Below are 18,718 nucleotides of genomic sequence, written 5' to 3'. Positions count from 1 at the left end.
GGGTTTATTTTAATCTTGTTACTTGTGTTTCATCCACAAAACCTTGCTCGGTCACAATAAATTGAGCCTTTTGCGCACGCTCCAAACGCGAGGCTGCAGCCCTGATGGAGCTCGATTTCATAATCTTGGAGGATATGATCACAGTTTCACCGACTTTGATTGTCAGCAATGTAGCAGGTATTGATATTTTAGTAACCGGCTTTATGGTATTTACCTGATTATTCATACCTTTGCAGAATGCCTAATTTTGTTGCAATGTATTGTGCATAGTATAGCCAGCATGCAAATTTAAAGAGCATTCTCTGTAAAACCAAACAAAACAACGAGTATATTCAATAAAATATATTAATTTATAATCATTCTAAATAACAAAACTATGGAATCGACTGTGAAAGATAGGATTAAATTGTTTTTACAGCATCTGAATATCGGACAGAATAGTTTTGAATCTAAAGTTGGATGGTCAAATGGCTACATTAACAATACAAAAAGCATATCCGCTGACAAACTAAACCATGTTATTAACGAGTATCCTCAATTGAATTTGAATTGGCTTATCACAGGGAAAGGGGTAATGACAGATCCTTCAGCTCTATCAGACCCTACCGGACAGATCATCGGGATGGTGGAAGAAGGTGCTGCCGAATATAAAAACAAGTACCTTGAAATGCTGGAGGAGAACAGGTTGCTCCGGATTGAGATAGAAAAACTTCGCAAGATAATAGAGACAAAAGTGCATGATAACAGAGACAAATTCGAAAGATAATAGAGACAAAGTTGCATGAGTAATTATGTACACCCTATATCGGCAATTTTTCAGAGACTTTGTAGAATGGTGAAAGTATACGCTATAGCAGAAGTTTTTCCTGATTCAGCCCTGCCAGAATCGTCTTATACAACAAACTGAAAAAGAAAGTCTTACAAATATCACAACACATTTCAACATAAGATCCGGAACACCTTCAACGTTGTCTACTCCTCATAAAATAAATATCAGCGATGACTCAAAATGCACAGATAGACCAAAGGCTCCAGTCACTGGCAGAGAGCGATTACAAGATCTTCAATGAGAAACTGATCCTTACCAGTTATGAAATACAGGGCATCCGTATGCCGGCATTAAAGAAACTGGCAAAGGAACTCTCCAGAGGGCCGGGGATTGAGGACTACCTGAAAAATGCGGAATTCACGACTTACGAACATGTGCTGCTCTATGGACTGGTATTGGGCAACTTAAGCAACCTTCCATTAAGAACCGCATTCAGCTACGTGGATCCTTTGATCCTTCGATTTGACAATTGGGCACATGTCGACACACTCACCGCTGCCTTCAGGATTTTCAAAAAATATCCGGAGGAGGTCCTTGAACATTTCTTGCCATTGAAAAACCACGAAGGGGAATTCACCAAGCGTTTTTTCGTGATCCTGCTGATGTGCCACTATATGGAAGAGGAATATATGGACATGACATTGCAACACCTCTCGGAGGTACCGCAAGGACAGTATTACGTGGACATGGCTATTGCCTGGGCACTCTGCGTGGGACTTGTCAAGTTTTACGACAAGACCCTGCCTTATCTCCAGCAAAAGGCCTTCTCTACGTTCGTGCATAATAAAGCTATCCAGAAAGCGCGTGAAAGCTATCGGATATCCGCCGAAACCAAAGAGTTACTCAACAGAATGAAGGTAAAAAGATAACACCTATTTGTTTTTCTCATCGGGTATGCTGAATTTTTCATCGGCAAAAAGCGCTGCCAAACCCGAAATCTGTTTAAAGCGAAGTAACTCGTCCTCATCCATTCCGATATTTTTCATGATCCATGCGTCACTCATTCCCGCTTCCCGGAGTTCCGCCACTATATTGGTCCAGGTAATCAACAACGGATCGTTTATAATCTAATCCGATCAAATCCAGAGGATGGCTCAATATGGCTTCGGCCCCGGCAGAGACCAGTTCCTCTTTTGTCCTGAACCCCCAGAGCACCCCTATTCCATACATTCGCGCATTGCGGGCTGTCTCCATATCTATCCCGGTATCTCCCAGATAAACGATGTTTTCAGGGCGCACTCCGAAATGTCCGCTTATTTCCAACGCGCATGCGGGATTTGGCTTTTTGAGATCTTCTGTCGTCATTCCGACTACCATATCGAAGTAACCGGGCATCAACGTCCGCACGATCTTTTGGGTGAATTTATCCGCTTTGTTCGAAAAAACAGCGAGTTTCAGTTCACGCGATTTCAGCTCATCCAGCAATGGCATGATTCCCTCATAGGGTTTTGTCTTTTCAGTACAATGATCATCATATATTTCCAGCATCCGGTTATAACACGCCACGACTGTTTTTTCGTCTTGAGCGCTCTCGGGCAGTGACACACGGGTAAGATTCAAGAGCCCCCTCCCCACGAAAATTTTATATGCAGCCAACGAATGCACGGGAAAATGGTTCTCGGACAATACCCTGTTCATCGACTCGGCGATATCTTCGATAGAATCCACCAATGTGCCGTCAAGATCAAAAATTACAGCTTCAAAATTCATTTTCATCAGTTATCAGTGACTATAATTGTTCCGTTTGTTTTTTTCGCAGCCTCCCATCCGACGATGGCCTTTTTCCGGGGAAATCCCCGAGGGTAACCGCCCCATTCTTTAAAACATTTTCTGCAGCGCTGCCCTGTCTTTGATTAGGATATCCCTCCGGTCTACTTCAATAACACCTTCCGCGGCCATCTCCATCATCACTTTCACCAATGCGGGACGTGAAACACTGAAAAGGCGGGCAATCTCCTCCTTGGAGGTTTTCAACCGGAATGATGACTCACCGGCCGACTCTCTCAACAGATAATAGGACAGCTTTGCTCGGATGGTACGCAATGAGACAAGCCTCAATTTTTCGGAAAGGGAGGAGACCCTGTTGGAAATATAGGATAGAAAAGCCAGCATAAACGATTCATACTTCCTCATCAGGAAATAGACATTCTCTTTGGGAATGACTACTGCCGTGCAAGGCATTTCGCAGATCGCGGAGACGGGCGACCGATTGTTGGTGGCAAACAGGAAACCTGTAGCCAACGGATTGGGCGCGCTGATATGCGCCACCTTCATGAAATCCCCCTTTTCATCGGCCATCTCCGTCACGATCTCTCCCCTGATCAGGATATAGAGCGACTCGTAAAGGGCTCCCTGAGTAACAATCACATCTCCTTTCTGATACTCTTTTACTGAAAAGCGCACATCCCGCATAAAATCTTCACGCTGACCTTCCGGCACAGAATTGCACAACGGGCATTGAAAAATCATTCCGGCATGATGGGTATCAAAGTGTTTTCTTTCCATTTTATGTAATTGAAGCCCGAATATAGTTTTTTTTCTTCAATTGTCATAATTATTACACTTTTTTCGTTTTTAAATCCATTACTTTGTTTGTGTATATTTTAATAAGTGCGACCATGGGTAAACTTAGAAATTTCTGGAATGAAATACGGCCGCGTGGGGGATGGAAATATCCGGCCTTCATTATCAGTGGCGCTTTTGTAGGCCTGTTTATCTATACGTTTTTCGCATCAAGGGCATACAGCTATCTTTCCAATGATCCCGCCACCTGCGTGAACTGCCATATCATGGGTCCCTACCACGCCACCTGGATGCACAGCTCCCACGGGCGAAACGCTACTTGTAACGATTGCCATGTGCCGCAGGACAACAAGGTGAAAGGATACTATTTCAAGGCGGTCGACGGGTTACGACATTCTGCCATTTTCACCATACGGGGTGAGCATCAGGCTATCCAGGCCATCGAGGCCAGTTCCCAGGTAATCATGGATAACTGCATCCGCTGCCACACGCAACTCAACACCGAGTTTATAAAAACAGGACGCATGGGTTTCAGGGAGACCAAGGAAATGGGTGGGAGCACCTGCTGGGACTGCCACAGGGATGTCCCCCACACACGCAGCCGGTCGCTCTCCTCCACCCCCCATGCGCGGGTGCCGATGCCGAAAAGCAATGTCCCGGACTGGCTGCACAACATGATGAAAAAGGAATGACGATGTGAATAATGCCACTGTGCCAATAAGAATAATGTTGTAAAGAGGTAAGGTGAAAAGGCATTGGTAATTAGTAATTGACAATTGGTAATTCATAACTTATAATTCATAATCAACAACTTATGAAGAGCAAAAACGATAACAAGATGAAACCGTGGGTAGGATGGTTACTATTTTTCTCTACCCTGGGAGTGGTATTCCTGCTGGGAATGCTGGCGGCTTCCATCACCCAAAGAAGAGCCGAGATAGCAAGCGTGATGAACAACAGGAAAATAGAGATCAAAGGCATCGAGTCGAGAAGTGAAATATTCGCGGTGAATTATCCGCGTCAATATGAGACCTGGGCTGAAACTGCCGACACCACTTTCCAAAGTGAGTTTAACGGAAGCAGTGCGGTGGATGTGCTTGCGGAACGCCCTGAAATGGTGATCCTTTGGGCCGGTTATGCTTTCGCAAAAGACTATAGTACACCGAGAGGCCACAAGCATGCCATCGCCGATGTGGTTCACTCACTGCGCACCGCCGCGCCTATGACGCCCGACGAAGGCCCGCAACCAGCCACTTGCTGGACTTGTAAAAGTCCCGATGTGCCACGACTGATGGATTCGGTGGGAATTGCCGAATTCTACAAAGAGAGTTGGGCACACTGGGGACCCGAGGTGGTCAATCCCATAGGTTGTGCCGATTGCCATGATGCCGAAACCATGGATCTGAAAATCAGCCGCCCCTCACTGATAGAAGGTTTCGTGAACATGGGCATGGATATCAGGGAAGCCACCCATCAGGATATGCGATCACTGGCTTGCGCACAATGCCATGTGGAATATTACTTCACTCCCGAAGGCAAATACCTCATCCTACCTTGGCACAATGGCACCAGCATGGAAGGAGCGGAACAATATTACGACAGTATTGGCTTCGCCGATTACACCCACGCGCTGAGTAAAGCCCCCATCATCAAGGCACAACATCCCGATTACGAAATTTATAAGACAGGAATACACGCCCAGCGTGGCGTATCATGCGCTGATTGCCATATGCCCTATATTTCCGAGGGCGGCATAAAATACAGCGACCACCATGTAATCAGCCCCCTTGCCAATATCAGCAACACCTGCCAGGTGTGCCACAGGGAGTCGGAACAAGATCTCAGGAATGCCGTCTATGAAAGGCAGCGTAGCGCAAACCAGATCCGGAACCTGGTGGAGAAGGAGCTCTCAAAAGCACATTTGGAAGCCCAATTCGCATGGGAAAAAGGTGCTTCTGAAACACAAATGCATGACGCCCTTCAACTGATCCGCCAGGCGCAATGGCGCTGGGATTACGCAGTCGCTTCCCACGGCGGATCATTCCACTCTCCGGTGGAATTCCAGCGTATCCTCTCCATGGGGTTGGATCGCGCACACAAAGCCCGGTTCGAAATCTCCAAAGTACTGGCTCAACTCGGCTTCACGGGGAATGTGCCCCTGCCTGACATCTCCACGAAAGAAAAGGCGCAGGCCTACATAGGACTGGATATGGACACGGAAAGAGCCAACAAACAAAAATTCCAGGAGACCATCGTTCCCCAATGGCTTGAGACGGCAAGGGCCAATAACCGCCTGGTGAGTTTGAACTGAGCCTCTTTTGCAACTAAAGCAGAGACCTATAGATGTTAGCAGAGACCTATAGATGTTTTGTGGGGATCCATACCTCGCGATGAGCATGAAAAGAGTAGTTAGCGAAGCGACTTCCACTCTTTTAGCCCAGAAGGGGTGAAATAGATCACAAAATATCGCCAGTGAATTGATTTAGTTGCAATTAACACGACTTATAAATAATGAATAAAAGTACTTCCCGTAAGATCTGGGAGCACCCATGGGGATATGCGGAAGGTTTTATCGTCGCGGCAGGCGTACTGTTATCAGGAATACTCCTGCAACTTGCCGCCGGAAATATCGAGACCGCCCTTTTTGCTTCCCCCGTCAATACTATCCTGGGAGCCCTGTTCATCGCAGGGCTTCTCGCTGTCCATTTCCTGTCCGGGAAAAACCGGGTGGCCAGGTGGCTGTCAAGTGTGTATGCCACCATCCCCGCATTAGTCGTCCTACTCATGCTGGCTATGATCTTGGGGGTAATCCCCCAATTTTCGTCTGCCACGGGGCAGGAACAATTGCCTTCACATCTTTTTACTTCTCTGGGTTGGTATCAGATGACCACTTCATGGCCGTTCGTATTGCTCTGTTTTTACAATCTGAGCATCCTCGGGCTTACCACCTTGAGGAGAACAACCCGGAAACAGACTTGGCGGGATATCGGCTTTTACCTGAACCACCTCGGACTGTTTATCGCCCTTTTAGGTGGAATATTGGGCAGCGCCGATATGGAACGGCTTACCATGACCATACAGCAGGGAGAGGTGGAATGGCGCGGAAACCTGAAAACGGGTGAAATAAGGGAGCTGCCTTTGGCCATCCAGTTGGACACCTTTAAGATAGAGGAGTACGAACCGAAATTGGTCATTATCGAAAACGCAACGGGAAAAATGTTGCCCGCCTCCCGCCCCGAAAGTCACATGTTTGAAGGGATAGGTAAATCGACACAATTGGCAGGTGTCACGCTCGAAATAACGGACTACCTGCCCCACGCGGCCATCTTCAGGGATTCCACTTTTATGAATGTGGTTCCCATGATGATGGAAGGAGCCACAACCGCCATCAAGGTAAAAGCGGACAAACCCGGCTTGGCACAACCGGTGGAGGGATGGGTCAGTAACGGCAGCTACCTCTTTCCCCATATCTTTTTACAAATCGATGAAGAAACAAGTGTGGCCATGCCGGCGCAGGAGGTGAAAAAATACAGTTCGCATGTGACTGCCTTTACCGAAAACGGAATTACAAAAAAAGCGGTGATCGAAGTCAACAAACCGTTACAGGTTGAAGACTGGATGATCTACCAGTACAGTTACGACGACACGAAAGGTAAATATTCCGACACATCCGTCTTTGAACTGGTACGTGACCCCTGGTTGAAAGCGGTCTACACAGGCATTTTCATGCTTTTGGCCGGAGCGCTCTTCCTGTTCATTGCCGGACCAAAAAAGAGGATTATAAGACAGGGAGGCGGGGAAAAAACAGAATGTGAAACTGTTTAAATTTCTTACGGACAAAGTAAATAGAAAACCTTCAAACAGTTTCTGAAATTAGCGATACAAATTATGAGCTGGGATGCATTTATATATTTTGCCATAGGAGCCGTAGTACTCTGGGGCAGCGCCGCTGCCCTTGCCTACGGAAGCAGGCGTAAGCTATGGCCGTCATTGCTGACTACAGCCGGATTAATGGTATTTTCCATCTTTATCGCCGGGTTGTGGATGTCACTCGAACGTCCGCCACTACGCACCATGGGCGAAACACGCCTCTGGTATTCGTTTTTCCTGCCTGTCGCCGGGCTCCTCACTTACCTACGGTGGAATTACAAATGGATACTCTCTTTCACCACCGTGCTCTCCACGGTTTTTATCATTGTGAATATCGTAAAGCCCGACATCCACAACAAAGTGCTGATGCCGGCGCTGCAAAGCCCCTGGTTCGCGCCCCACGTGATCATCTATATGTTCTCCTATGCCATCCTGGGCGCCGCGACGCTGGTCGCCATCTATTACCTCGCCAGGGAAAAGAAGATCACCCACAAAGTCCGCCTGATGGAGATGACGGACAGCATGGTGTATGCCGGCATCGCCTGTGTCACGCTGGGCATGCTGATGGGGGCCATCTGGGCGAAAACAGCCTGGGGACATTACTGGAGTTGGGATCCCAAAGAGACCTGGGCCGCCGCCACCTGGCTGGGATACCTGCTCTATATCCATTACCGGTTGAAGAGAAATTCATCGGACAAAACCTCGATGATCCTCCTGGTCATCGCATTTATTTTATTGCAGATATGCTGGTACGGCGTCAATTATCTCCCCTCGGCACAGCAAAGCATCCACACCTATTCATCCTAGCACAAGCGGTTCAAAAAATTATCCCAATACCCGTTTCCGTTGTCATATCGGCGTGAAACGGGTATTTTTGTTGGAATATTTTATTTTCACGGTTTCCATAAGAGAATTTCCTTAAAAACAGCTGTTTCATTTTCAAAATGGTTACTTTTGCAATGAATTTCTGTCATTCAATATCAAAGCGGAATCCAGAACAACATCACCAATGTGTTTTTGATAGATAATGATCGAAAAAACAACCATAAAGCTATTTTTCAAACGGAAACATAGCTTTTTATCGCTTTTACTTATATTATCAAACAGATTGATTATTTTTGCGGAAGATTGTTTACTCAAATATAAAATTACGGGCGTAAAAGCCTCCATTTATCAAATTTAGTCCTATTATGTCAACATTACGTTTTAAAGCAGTAGAAGAAGCATCGAAGAGAACGCCCATAGAAGTGACGCCCCCGACACAATTTCCTTCCGAGTATTATGGCAAATATGTGTTCAACAGGACACAGATGGCCAAATATCTCTCCAAAGAGACGATGAACATCGTGCTGGAAGCTATCGACCGGGGCACCACGCTCCACCGGGGGATTGCCGATCACGTGGCGGCCGGCATGAAAATGTGGGCCATGGAGATGGGTGCCACCCATTACACGCACTGGTTCCAGCCTCTCACGGAGGGTACTGCCGAGAAACATGACTCTTTTATTGACTATATAAACGGCCCTGACGGAGGCATTATCGAAAGATTTTCCGGCAAACTGCTGGCACAACAGGAACCCGATGCGTCGAGTTTCCCCAGCGGCGGCATCCGCAATACTTTCGAGGCAAGGGGATATACCGCGTGGGATCCTTCTTCACCCGCTTTTATCATTGACGACACATTGTGCATCCCGACGGTTTTCATCTCCTATACGGGAGAAGCACTCGACTACAAGACTCCGTTGCTGAAATCGCTTTCAGCGGTCGACAAGGCGGCAGTGGAGGTGTGCAGGCTATTCTATCCCGATGTGAAAAAGGTCTACTCATACCTCGGATGGGAACAGGAATATTTCCTTGTGGACCAGGCACTCTATGCCGCCCGGCCCGACCTGAGCCTCACCGAACGCACTCTTATGGGGCATGAGAGCGCCAAAAACCAGCAGCTGGAAGACCACTACTTCGGCGCAATACCCCCGCGGGTAGCTGCTTTCATGCGCGAGGTGGAACTGGAGGCCTATAAATACGGCATTCCGTTAAAGACCCGCCACAATGAGGTGGCGCCCAACCAGTTCGAGCTGGCGCCTATCTATGGTGAGACCAACCTGGCAGTCGACCAGAACCTGCTGGTCATGACGCTGATGCACAGGATTGCCGCCAAACACCACTTTAAACTGCTGTTGCACGAAAAGCCGTTTGCCGGCGTGAACGGATCGGGCAAGCATAACAACTGGTCGCTGGGCACAGATACCGGTATCGGGCTGTTTACCCCCGGAAAGACTGCCAATGAAAACCTGTTGTTCGTCACTTTCCTGGTGAACACGCTGATGGCAGTATATAAACACCATGGCTTGCTGAAAGCCTCCATCATGTCGGCCAGCAACGCGCACCGGCTGGGAGCCAACGAAGCGCCGCCCGCCATCATCTCCATCTTCCTCGGGACAGAGATTTCATCCGTGCTCGACAAACTGGAACAGAGTTCAGAAGATGACGACATCACCGTGGACGAACTCAGACAGATGAAATTAGGGATTGCCCACATCCCCGAAGTGCTGATCGACAATACCGACAGGAACCGCACATCCCCCTTTGCCTTCACAGGCAACCGGTTCGAATACAGGGCCGTCGGATCGTCAGCCAACTGCTCCTCAGCTATGATTGTGCTCAACGCGGTGATGGCTGCCCAGTTGATCGACTTCAAGAAAGAGATCGACGTGAAGATGAAAAAAGGGATGAAAAAAGAACAGGCCATCTTCGACACGCTCCGCCTTTACATCAAGGAGTCGAAACCCATCCGTTTCAACGGTAACAACTACAGCGACGAGTGGAAAGAAGAGGCCAAAAAGCGCGGACTCGACTGCGAAACCAGCGTTCCCGTGATCTTTGACAGATATACCTCGAAAGCGTCGGTGGAAATGTTCGAAAGTATCGGCGTGCTCAATGAAAAGGAACTGCATGCCCGTAACGAGGTGAAATGGGAAACCTACACCAAAAAGATACAGATAGAGGCACGTGTGTTGGGAGACCTCTGCATGAACCATATCATCCCGGTCGCCACCGAATACCAATCGATGTTGCTCGACAATATATATAAAATGTACGCCGTCTTCGACAAGGAAAAAGCCGACAGGCTGTCGAAGGAAGATGCCGCGCTCATTGAGGAGATCGCGGACCATATCTCGGCGATAAAAACGAATGTGGACGATATGGTGGAAGCCCGGAAAGCGGCCAATAAACTGGAGGATGGCCGCGGGAAAGCCGTGGCTTACCACGACAAGGTGGAAGTCTTTTTCAATGTGATCCGCTATCATGTGGACAAACTGGAATTGATCGTGGACAACCAGATGTGGACACTGCCGAAATATCGGGAACTGTTATTCATAAGTTAAGCCTCACATCTTTAAATCTAATTTTCCACATTTATTTGAATAGCAGATAAACACTCACTCACGGGAGAGAAATTCCACGACATTGCGTAGAAGATCATCCATGCCCCGGCTATTGAAGAGCGCTCGGCCAGGCACATGAGCTTGGGTATCGGCAGGTGCAGCCACCCTGACCCTTAGCAATACCGGTTTATATTCCGGGCGGGTTAAACGTATTCGTCTCCGTAGCGGAATTTCACATCCGTCACGAAGTGTTTGATCCGCTGTTCCTCACTTTTCTTGCAGATCATCAGCACGTTGTCCGACTCGGCGACGATATAGCCGTCAAGACCCTGCAAGAGGACCAGTTTGTCTTCACTCATCGCGACGACATTATCGTTGCTCTCGACAAACAGGGTTTTACAGTGCAGGCTGGCATTGCTTTCCCCATCCTTATCCGAGATTTCATGCAGGGCGCCCCAGGTTCCCAGGTCGCTCCACCCGAAGTTGGAGATGTTCACATATACGTTGTCCGCTTTCTCCAGGATACCATAATCGATGGATATATTAGGACAAAACGGAAAACTCGCATCGACAAATTTTTTCTCGCCGGGCGTGTTAAACACCTCTTTTCCCTCGCTGAACTTCTGGTTGATATCCGGAAGGTACTTTTTAAAAGCATCCAGGATGGTGTTTACATTCCACAGGAAAATACCCGAATTCCATACAAACTCACCGCTATCGACAAATTTTTTGGCCAGTTCCAAATTAGGTTTTTCGGTAAACGCCTTCACCTTATGTATTCCACCCGTCTCCTCCTCATTCACCTGAATATAGCCATAGCCTGTTTCGGGACGACTGGGTTTGATTCCGAGCGTGAGTAAGACCGGATTGGTGTTTACAAAATCCAGCCCCTTTTGAATATCGGCCACGAATTCGTCAGTATTCATGATCAGGTGATCCGACGGAGCGACAACTATATTCGCTTTGGGATCGATCGCGTTTATCCGGAAAGAAGCGTAAGCAATGGCAGGAGCAGTATTTCGCCTGATGGGCTCCAGCAAAAGCTGGTTATCTTTCAGCTCGGGCAACTGCTTTTTCGTCATTTCAGCGTATGCGTTGTTCGTCACAATGTATATGTTCTCTGCCGGAACTATTTGCTTGAACCGGTCAAAAGTACTTTGCAGCAACGACCGTCCTGTTCCGAAAAAATCAAGAAACTGTTTGGGTTTTCCCTCTTTACTGAAGGGCCAGAAGCGGCTTCCCACCCCGCCGCTCATGATTACACAATAATTATGATTGTTTCTCATTCCTAAGATTATATATGTTTAAAAAAATGAATTTCACCTTTATCTACTTTTTCTTTGCACGGGTTCCTTTTTAGTTAAATAACATCCTTCCGCGACAATTTGTTTATGGTCTCCTCAAATTTGCCTTTAAAGATACAAAACAAAACGGAAACAACATCCTGAAGCAGCCAGAAACATAACATGAAAATCATAGGAAGTGATCCAAAAAATATCCGTAAAAGATATCAGAACATACCTCAGGCGATCAAAACTCCAATTAAAAACACGGATTGATCGAATATCTGCAAAAAAGAATGGGAACTTATTTCAAAATACCAAAAATATGCGTATTTTTGCATCCACTTTTTGGCAATGCCCAGATGGCGGAATTGGTAGACGCGCTGGTCTCAAACACCAGTGGATTCACTTCCATGCCGGTTCGATCCCGGCTCTGGGTACGATTTTAAAACGCTAAATATTTAATAATAAAATATTTAGCGTTTTTGTTTTGCTCTCCGTGTCCGCAATTTGTCCGCATTTTTAGGGGTGTCAAAAACATTAAGTCGTTATTGTTTTGTTTCTTCGTTTTGATGGGTGTCATATTATTTGGAAGAGGTAGCTTTCGCATATAGCATTCGATGTATTTATCAAGTTGGAGCAAATTCTCACCCGCTATAAGCAATAAGAGCGGAATAATATGGGTGTTGATTTTTCGATAATCCATGATTTTGAGGTTATTTTATTTTCCAATAGCTATCTTTGTTACTACCTATTCACTCGAGTTTGCCAATCTCTTTGAGCTTTTCCATATCACTCCTCTTTTGTCGTTTTTCAACACACTTGCAGTCTTTTTTCTCTTTCACACGCGAAAGGAACTTGTCCATCCATCGGAGGATTCGAGCAGAAGCGGCGCTCAGTTCTTTATTTAGTCTTCAATAATCGATTTATGGGTTAAGGCAAATAGCCAACCGGAACATTAAGAATTCTATTGTGTTTCAAGGTGGTAATCTGCATAACACCGATAATGACGCCATCGTGACCGGATGTTACATCGAATGATTTTTCGAGTTTATACTCAAGGGAGATATTCCCTTGCGCATCGGCTTTCACATAATACGACTTGAGTTGAAGCGCATTGGGAAAAGCGATGATCTTATATTCGCCCCCCTCTAAAGCAGTTTTGGAGATTTGTCCGGTAACAAATTTTCCTCCGGTTTGCTTTACTTCAAACACTCCCGGATATACCACATAAGAAGGTTCGGACGCCTGTTGCATAACATACGTTTCGGAACAGGAAAAAGCCATGGTCAGCAGAACGAGTATCGAAATAATTTTACAGGTTTTCATTGCCATTGATTTTAAGAAACTGTTTTGAATTTTACGAGTAATTATTTTACGCTTGTTTTTCCACTCTTTCATATTGTTTTTTGCCCTTTTTCGCACCTTTGAAATTTCAGTTCTTTTAAGTGGCCGCTACATTTCAATAAATCCAAATCCATCAAAAAATGGCTAAAAAACAATGGATGAAAAAATTCAAAACAGCTTCTAAAAGTTTAACGATAAGGAGAGATTCAGCTTAATGTTCGATAGATTGGGTTGCGCGTCTTCGGGCAGTTTGGTTTTGACTTCACTCAAATTCACCTTTACTTCTTTTATTTTGGAATAAAAATAACCCGTACTTATCCCCACCGAAATATTTTTGGTAAGAAAGTAATCGACTCCCAAATCTGCCTGAAACCCCACATTATTCCCTGAGAACATAGCCGTTGTTGCATCTACGGATCCTTTACTCTCTAAATGGACATAACCGGCCGATAAAGCTCCCGTAGCCAACAACTTTCCGTTTCTATCAAGCCAATGGGCATACATAAGCGACGGTGCGATAAACATTATATCGTTGTTCTCCGAGAGAGACACCACGCCATAATGGTCTTGTCCGGCATCGTACAGCAAATCCGTCTTCGGAACATCCACCATCATATAACGGTATTTTGCTCCCAAAGCTAATCCGTTGTTGAAGATGTAATGAACGTTTCCCTCCACGTTTAATCCCCATTTCCCTTGTCGGTCAACTTTCCTGAAAGCGTCGTCCCTGATAAACTTATCTCCTATTTCGGAGTTAAGGTCGGTAACCAAAAAACGGCTGTATCCGCCTGTAATGTTTATTCTTACATTTGGAAGTTCCTGTGCGTTCACCGATAGAATGCTGCTCAGCACACATAAAACAGTCAAAATTTTTAGTTTCATATTGGTGATAATGGATAAAGATGTTCATTATTTCAGTTAAAATTGGAGCTATTGGCACTACTTCAAATAATACCTCACCCCCACGGTGGCATTTATGCGGCTAACGTTTAACCTGTTTTCGGAACTGATTTCGGGCGACGAAGGGTCTCTGGTCAGGTTGTTGTAATTGACGGAAGTTAAATAACCACTTATTTCTGTAAGATCGACACCGATGCCGATGCGCTTGGAAACCTGATATTCAAACCCCACACCAAAATGCGGGCCTACGGTTGATCCGGTCAAGGTACCGTACTCGCTTGGATTGCCGGGATTTGAGAATTTCTGCATAATTCCCAGGTATCCAAGTCCAAAATACAGTGAGCCTATCCATTTGGGAGAAAAAGCGTTGCGCCATCCAAACGACAAGCCGGCGTAATCTAACCGCACGTTGTTTTTCATATTGTTGTAAACCAACTCCTGAAACGGACTGGAATAAAACTGCGACACCATTAATCCCACGCCATAGGGAAATCCTTTGTGATGATAGTAATACCGAACATCCCAGGTAATGCCCTGATGCAGTTTATCCACCATTTTTTTCTCTTCGGAACCAAATCCATCCGTGTTCCCGCCAAGATTGCCGTAGCCCGTATTTATCATCAGAGTGTGTACGGGAATGTTGATGCGCTTGCGCTCGTTATCTTCCTGAATGCTCACGTATGCTTCGCGCGAAGAGACAAAATCCGTGTCCGTTGTATCAACTTTCAGCATTACGCCGGCTATCTGATGAATGGTGCTTCCCCAGAACGAAGGCTTCAGGTGGTCGGTTATCAGCAGTCCGTTTCCGCCATTTTTGCGGGTTTCTTCCGATGCCAGTTCCACCACTTGCTCAAACGATCCTTTTGCTTTTGTCGAAAAGCCGTTATCCACCACGGCAATATTGCCTATTGTTTCGGCGCCGGCAGGAACGGTGTCATCTTTTTCACGTTCATAAACAATTACTTCTTCGGTTTCGGGCAAAGGCGGATAACTTTTAATTAATTGTGTCACCACTTTGGGCGCACAGGAAAACATCAGACCGGATAATACGGTCAGAACGATTAAACGTATTATGCTTTTCATCCTATTAAGCTGTTGTGTCTTTATTAATTATAGCATTGAAATATGTCGTGCAAATATAATTGTTTATTTGAAATATTGTGTTGATTTAAATGAGGAAATTCTTCCATATCTCTTTTGACACAGCCCCGGCTGAACTTCTTTACAAATATATCGAAAAGCCAACATACACCTTTACCTCATTCATATTGGCTTTCAGCGGATTATCTTCTTTTATCGGACCGAAACTTGAATAAGGCACACTGAATCGTTTTAAATTTGAGTGCAGGTATTGTAATCCTAAATCGATGGAAATATTATTTCTCACAAAAAAAGCGCCCCCTGCCCCGCCGCCGAACGCAAATCCCTGAACATCGCCTACAGGTATACTTTGTGCGAAAAGTCCCCAGAAATCTTTATATTTATATCCTGCATTTACTTTCACAAAAGGACGAAAGTTGGTTCCTTTGAAAAAATACTTAAACTCGGACAGTAAATCGGCATGAGCGCCTCCTGCGTCGCCTGTGTAACCCTCTACTGAAAAGGATAACCCCACAGAAAAGTCATCAATAAGAAAATACCCCACTTCGGGCTTAATAATGATGGTAGTGTTACTTGTTTTGGAAGGAGCGCCCGAAAGTCCTACCTTGGTATTCGACACATCAACCGAACCGCCTGCTCCGATGATAAACCCGCCTTTTTCTGTTTGCGCCTGAAGGTTTGCCCAGGCAAACAACGCCATCAATGAAATTGCTATAATTTTGTTTTTCATAACTGCCGATATTAAAAGAAAAGAGAGAAACCGATACTGCCTGAAAACCCATCCATATTCATTTTAATGGAAGAGTCACCGGAAAAACTGGTCTTAACAGACGCATATTGTCCTGCTAACTCAATAGAGATGTTTTCTCTCACGAAAAAAGCCACGCCTACACCGCCCGCCAGCATATATCCGTTGAACCAATTAGTGGCTTTTCCTCCGCTCGACAACGGAATCTTTGTACTAATATTCACATATCCGCCACCGGCTTGAACAAATGGGCGAACGATACTTCCGGTGGGAACATAGTAAATGACACCGGGTAGAACAGAAAATTGCGACATTTGACTATCCGTATTGCCATTACTGATGGCATACGACGTTTGCAGCGATATGCCAAAATCATTAACTACAAAATAACCCAAGGCAGGCGCGATATTAAAATTGTACGTTTCTCCGGTCGCTTCACTGCTCTGGATACTGCTCCCTTTAAATTTCGTGTTGGAATAAATAAAATCAATCGAGCTTCTGCCTGAAACCATAAATTTCCCTCTTTCCGTTTGCGCAAAGGTAGTTGCCCACACAAACAATAAAAGGCTGATAAAATAAATTCGTTTCATAAAATAGTTGTTTTAAAGTGTTTAGTTTTTTATTTTGTGTGTATTAGCCCGCAATAACCGAGCACTTTAATTGCATTTAATTTTATTTATGGCCCTATGATTTTTAATATGACTCCACATTTACGGATACATATCTCAATTTCCATGAAAAAAACAGTGTTGCGATTCTGAAATTATCATCATTTCTGTATCCCCTTGCTATTGATTTTATCTTTTGTGTTGAACTGTTTAGCCTTTCGCCTCTTGCATTTGTTGAGCCTGTTTCTATTGCGTTGAGAATTCCGTTTTGATGTCTGTCGAACATATCCACTACCTGATTAACTTCTTTGATATTGGCTCTTAGGGCATCCAAACGTCAAAATGAGTATATCGCAAGGGCGTCCAACCTGTTTTGACGAAAGGCGATGTCTCTGAAATTTTCCTTTACTCTCCAAGCCCGGGAAACTTCGTAATTAGCCTTCGAGATAGCCTCGAAAGCAATCGATTGCTTGTCTGTAAAGTTCATTTTATCTTTCAAAAACAGATACTTGCCTCTCTTTAATACATTCTTCACGTTCTATTTGATTATTATCCACTTTCCAGCCTTTGTAGAGCCTTCGTGCTTGATGAGTCCTTGCTTAGTCATATTCTTAATATGATATTTAATGCCATCAAGAGTAATGCCGATAGATTGAGCCAACTCCTTTTGAGTAATTTCAGGCTTTGCCTGAATAGCTGCTAAAATTCTTTCTTGGGTAGTTTCTTGGGTAGTTTCTTGGGTAGTTTCTTGGGCTTTTCTTGGGTCTTTCCTAGGCTTTTCTTGGACAGTTTCTCCTCCAAAGCCTTCTTCAAAATACTTTTGAGAGACGTTCTCAACTACTCGAAAAGCTGTAATTAATGAAAAATCAAAATAGGCTTGTCCGTTACCGTTTTCTTCCAACTCCTTCTGAACTCGATAGACTCCACGGCTGAATCGGTTTACATAGCCCAAGATTTTCATTGCTTCGGCAATAAAGGGATTCCGATAATCGCTAACATTGGGGAAATTGTCGGGACTGACCTTGCCGTATAAGCCGCCAGGGTTTTGGATCTCGATGCGGTCATCGTACTCATAAAACTGAATAGGTGCATTCCCTTCGTAATCCCTGTGCATAATGGCATTCATCAACAACTCTCGAGTAGCCCAGTATGGGTACTTGGAAACTGTTTCTTCCCGAAGTACACTTATGGGAATGGGACGCTTTTGTGAGATACTTGTCTCGACAAAAGCATCAATCTTAGGCAATACCTTGCAAAGATTACCGCTAAACTTATGTTCATTGAGAATATCACCCGAACGATCTTTCCCCTTGAAGCGTACATATTGAATATACGCCCCATGTACGTGTCGCTCAGGATTCTTTCCGAACAGGACAATAGCTCCATTAGTCGGACAGTTATAACGCAAATCATATAAGCCAAGAGAGACAAGTTGATCCGTAATATCTCGTTTGTCTTCACCGAGAACATCCTCTGCCACTGCCTTGGGCAAAAACTCCTTACGAATGAGAGATACATCCAAGTCGTCAATGCTCGTTTCCAGGCAAGGCATGGCATCAAAGGTATGAACGTTGGAGTGCCGTCTTTCGGTAAGTATCTTTTCTTCTGCCTCTGTTGCAGTACTCTTTCGAGGCCCCACACGTACCCAAACGCGCCCGCGATAACGTACAGGAGGAAATTCTGAGGGCTGAACTTCTGCAACCAATACGTCCCCCTCATCAAAATGGAACTTTTCTACTGTCATGATGGGCTGAGGGAGAATGTTTCCATCCGTCCGGATATTGGCAATCTGCAATAAGAGTTTGAAACATTCTTTTCCGTAGCTGGATCAAGTCAACACGGTCAAATCCATTGTATTTTGCCACTTTTATAGACATTCCATTGACATCAGCCAGCAATTATACCACATAATTATATTGTCCTTCTTCCGTATGTAACTCCAAATTAGATGCAAATAGCTATCACTCCAAATTCCGGAAGAACCAGATTTAAAGACCCACATGCTCTCCAATTAGCGCCCCGCACAAATATGGTACAAATATATGGTAAAAAAACAATCTACAAATATTATTTTCAATAATTGTGAAAAACAAAAACCGCAGTAAATCATATGTTTACTGCGG

At 45.1% G+C, this 18,718-nt stretch carries 16 protein-coding genes, 1 tRNA gene and 3 pseudogenes; 8 read left to right on the top strand and 12 right to left on the bottom strand.

Annotated features, from left to right (window positions below; all coding sequences use genetic code 11):
• Window positions 1–4 precede the first annotated feature (4 nt).
• Window positions 5–226 (bottom strand): hypothetical protein, encoded by a 222-nt coding sequence (locus D7D25_RS08370; protein WP_122968509.1) that lies wholly within the window; start codon window positions 224–226, stop codon window positions 5–7.
• Between the two features lie 150 nt (window positions 227–376).
• Here D7D25_RS08370 and D7D25_RS08365 point away from each other — a divergent pair, with 150 nt between their 5' ends.
• Window positions 377–766 carry a hypothetical protein gene (locus tag D7D25_RS08365; protein ID WP_122968508.1) on the top strand — a complete coding sequence of 130 codons (390 nt, stop codon included), beginning with the start codon at window positions 377–379 and terminating at the stop codon, window positions 764–766.
• Window positions 767–999: 233 nt separating this feature from the next.
• The gene (locus D7D25_RS08360) at window positions 1,000–1,698 is read left to right on the top strand and encodes a DNA alkylation repair protein (RefSeq protein ID WP_122968507.1); all 699 of its coding nucleotides are present in this window, start codon (window positions 1,000–1,002) and stop codon (window positions 1,696–1,698) included.
• Between the two features lie 3 nt (window positions 1,699–1,701).
• Here the strand turns inward: D7D25_RS08360 and D7D25_RS08355 are convergent.
• The 3 genes and pseudogenes from D7D25_RS08355 to D7D25_RS08345 all read right to left on the bottom strand — a co-directional run.
• Window positions 1,702–1,863, bottom strand: a pseudogene (locus tag D7D25_RS08355) (chromosome partitioning protein ParB); the annotation flags it as partial.
• Window positions 1,826–2,545, bottom strand: a complete 720-nt coding sequence (locus D7D25_RS08350; protein WP_255417235.1) for an HAD family hydrolase — start codon at window positions 2,543–2,545, stop codon at window positions 1,826–1,828. The gene D7D25_RS08350 and the pseudogene D7D25_RS08355, both read right to left, overlap by 38 nt.
• 102 nt (window positions 2,546–2,647) lie before the next feature.
• Window positions 2,648–3,334 carry a Crp/Fnr family transcriptional regulator gene (locus tag D7D25_RS08345; RefSeq protein ID WP_122968506.1) on the bottom strand — a complete coding sequence of 229 codons (687 nt, stop codon included), beginning with the start codon at window positions 3,332–3,334 and terminating at the stop codon, window positions 2,648–2,650.
• 113 nt (window positions 3,335–3,447) lie between these two features.
• On the opposite strand from D7D25_RS08345, the gene nrfH reads away from it, so the two are divergent.
• The 5 genes from nrfH (at window position 3,448) to D7D25_RS08315 (ending at window position 10,608) form a co-directional block, all read left to right on the top strand.
• The gene (nrfH, locus tag D7D25_RS08340) at window positions 3,448–4,044 is read left to right on the top strand and encodes a cytochrome c nitrite reductase small subunit (protein WP_122968505.1); all 597 of its coding nucleotides are present in this window, start codon (window positions 3,448–3,450) and stop codon (window positions 4,042–4,044) included.
• Between the two features lie 122 nt (window positions 4,045–4,166).
• Window positions 4,167–5,663, top strand: a complete 1,497-nt coding sequence (gene nrfA / locus D7D25_RS08335) for an ammonia-forming cytochrome c nitrite reductase (RefSeq protein ID WP_185140240.1) — start codon at window positions 4,167–4,169, stop codon at window positions 5,661–5,663.
• 200 nt (window positions 5,664–5,863) lie between these two features.
• The gene (locus D7D25_RS08330; protein ID WP_122968504.1) at window positions 5,864–7,177 is read left to right on the top strand and encodes a cytochrome c biogenesis protein ResB; all 1,314 of its coding nucleotides are present in this window, start codon (window positions 5,864–5,866) and stop codon (window positions 7,175–7,177) included.
• Between the two features lie 63 nt (window positions 7,178–7,240).
• Window positions 7,241–8,029 carry a cytochrome c biogenesis protein CcsA gene (gene ccsA, locus D7D25_RS08325; RefSeq protein ID WP_122968503.1) on the top strand — a complete coding sequence of 263 codons (789 nt, stop codon included), beginning with the start codon at window positions 7,241–7,243 and terminating at the stop codon, window positions 8,027–8,029.
• Between the two features lie 383 nt (window positions 8,030–8,412).
• On the top strand, window positions 8,413–10,608 hold the full coding sequence (locus D7D25_RS08315) for a glutamine synthetase III (RefSeq protein ID WP_122968501.1): 2,196 nt from the start codon (window positions 8,413–8,415) through the stop codon (window positions 10,606–10,608).
• Between the two features lie 203 nt (window positions 10,609–10,811).
• Here the strand turns inward: D7D25_RS08315 and D7D25_RS08310 are convergent, their stop codons facing one another.
• Window positions 10,812–11,894: a mannose-1-phosphate guanylyltransferase gene (locus D7D25_RS08310; RefSeq protein WP_185140239.1), complete on the bottom strand. Its 1,083-nt coding sequence runs from the start codon at window positions 11,892–11,894 to the stop codon at window positions 10,812–10,814.
• A gap of 353 nt (window positions 11,895–12,247) precedes the next feature.
• Here D7D25_RS08310 and D7D25_RS08305 point away from each other — a divergent pair.
• Window positions 12,248–12,331 (top strand) — tRNA-Leu (locus D7D25_RS08305).
• A gap of 493 nt (window positions 12,332–12,824) precedes the next feature.
• Here the strand turns inward: D7D25_RS08305 and D7D25_RS08295 are convergent.
• The 7 genes and pseudogenes from D7D25_RS08295 to D7D25_RS08260 form a co-directional block, all read right to left on the bottom strand.
• On the bottom strand, window positions 12,825–13,220 hold the full coding sequence (locus D7D25_RS08295; protein WP_221407983.1) for a hypothetical protein: 396 nt from the start codon (window positions 13,218–13,220) through the stop codon (window positions 12,825–12,827).
• A gap of 198 nt (window positions 13,221–13,418) precedes the next feature.
• Window positions 13,419–14,120 carry an outer membrane beta-barrel protein gene (locus D7D25_RS08290; protein ID WP_122968497.1) on the bottom strand — a complete coding sequence of 234 codons (702 nt, stop codon included), beginning with the start codon at window positions 14,118–14,120 and terminating at the stop codon, window positions 13,419–13,421.
• Between the two features lie 57 nt (window positions 14,121–14,177).
• Window positions 14,178–15,221 (bottom strand): outer membrane beta-barrel protein, encoded by a 1,044-nt coding sequence (locus D7D25_RS08285; protein WP_122968496.1) that lies wholly within the window; start codon window positions 15,219–15,221, stop codon window positions 14,178–14,180.
• A 139-nt stretch (window positions 15,222–15,360) separates the two neighbouring features.
• On the bottom strand, window positions 15,361–15,969 hold the full coding sequence (locus D7D25_RS08280) for a hypothetical protein (RefSeq protein ID WP_148038890.1): 609 nt from the start codon (window positions 15,967–15,969) through the stop codon (window positions 15,361–15,363).
• 11 nt (window positions 15,970–15,980) lie between these two features.
• The gene (locus D7D25_RS08275) at window positions 15,981–16,577 is read right to left on the bottom strand and encodes an outer membrane protein (RefSeq protein ID WP_122968494.1); all 597 of its coding nucleotides are present in this window, start codon (window positions 16,575–16,577) and stop codon (window positions 15,981–15,983) included.
• A 103-nt stretch (window positions 16,578–16,680) separates the two neighbouring features.
• Window positions 16,681–17,130: pseudogene (locus D7D25_RS18510) on the bottom strand (transposase).
• A gap of 3 nt (window positions 17,131–17,133) precedes the next feature.
• Window positions 17,134–18,399 (bottom strand): annotated as a pseudogene (locus tag D7D25_RS08260) (ATP-binding protein); the annotation flags it as partial.
• Window positions 18,400–18,718: the final 319 nt, after the last annotated feature.

The sequence above is a fragment of the Proteiniphilum sp. X52 genome (genome assembly GCF_003712195.1).
Classification (GTDB): Bacteria; Bacteroidota; Bacteroidia; order Bacteroidales; family Dysgonomonadaceae; genus Proteiniphilum.
This window is presented reverse-complemented; position numbering and strand designations above follow the sequence as displayed.

What these genes read in the sequence shown, in the direction of transcription:
- D7D25_RS08370 (WP_122968509.1), bottom strand. Translation starts at nt 226, where the DNA reads ATGAATAATCAGGTAAATACCATAAAGCCGGTTACTAAAATATCAATA.
- D7D25_RS08365 (WP_122968508.1), top strand. Translation starts at nt 377, where the DNA reads ATGGAATCGACTGTGAAAGATAGGATTAAATTGTTTTTACAGCATCTG.
- D7D25_RS08360 (WP_122968507.1), top strand. Translation starts at nt 1,000, where the DNA reads ATGACTCAAAATGCACAGATAGACCAAAGGCTCCAGTCACTGGCAGAG.
- D7D25_RS08350 (WP_255417235.1), bottom strand. Translation starts at nt 2,545, where the DNA reads ATGAAAATGAATTTTGAAGCTGTAATTTTTGATCTTGACGGCACATTG.
- D7D25_RS08345 (WP_122968506.1), bottom strand. Translation starts at nt 3,334, where the DNA reads ATGGAAAGAAAACACTTTGATACCCATCATGCCGGAATGATTTTTCAA.
- nrfH (WP_122968505.1), top strand. Translation starts at nt 3,448, where the DNA reads ATGGGTAAACTTAGAAATTTCTGGAATGAAATACGGCCGCGTGGGGGA.
- nrfA (WP_185140240.1), top strand. Translation starts at nt 4,167, where the DNA reads ATGAAGAGCAAAAACGATAACAAGATGAAACCGTGGGTAGGATGGTTA.
- D7D25_RS08330 (WP_122968504.1), top strand. Translation starts at nt 5,864, where the DNA reads ATGAATAAAAGTACTTCCCGTAAGATCTGGGAGCACCCATGGGGATAT.
- ccsA (WP_122968503.1), top strand. Translation starts at nt 7,241, where the DNA reads ATGAGCTGGGATGCATTTATATATTTTGCCATAGGAGCCGTAGTACTC.
- D7D25_RS08315 (WP_122968501.1), top strand. Translation starts at nt 8,413, where the DNA reads ATGTCAACATTACGTTTTAAAGCAGTAGAAGAAGCATCGAAGAGAACG.
- D7D25_RS08310 (WP_185140239.1), bottom strand. Translation starts at nt 11,894, where the DNA reads ATGAGAAACAATCATAATTATTGTGTAATCATGAGCGGCGGGGTGGGA.
- D7D25_RS08295 (WP_221407983.1), bottom strand. Translation starts at nt 13,220, where the DNA reads ATGAAAACCTGTAAAATTATTTCGATACTCGTTCTGCTGACCATGGCT.
- D7D25_RS08290 (WP_122968497.1), bottom strand. Translation starts at nt 14,120, where the DNA reads ATGAAACTAAAAATTTTGACTGTTTTATGTGTGCTGAGCAGCATTCTA.
- D7D25_RS08285 (WP_122968496.1), bottom strand. Translation starts at nt 15,221, where the DNA reads ATGAAAAGCATAATACGTTTAATCGTTCTGACCGTATTATCCGGTCTG.
- D7D25_RS08280 (WP_148038890.1), bottom strand. Translation starts at nt 15,969, where the DNA reads ATGAAAAACAAAATTATAGCAATTTCATTGATGGCGTTGTTTGCCTGG.
- D7D25_RS08275 (WP_122968494.1), bottom strand. Translation starts at nt 16,577, where the DNA reads ATGAAACGAATTTATTTTATCAGCCTTTTATTGTTTGTGTGGGCAACT.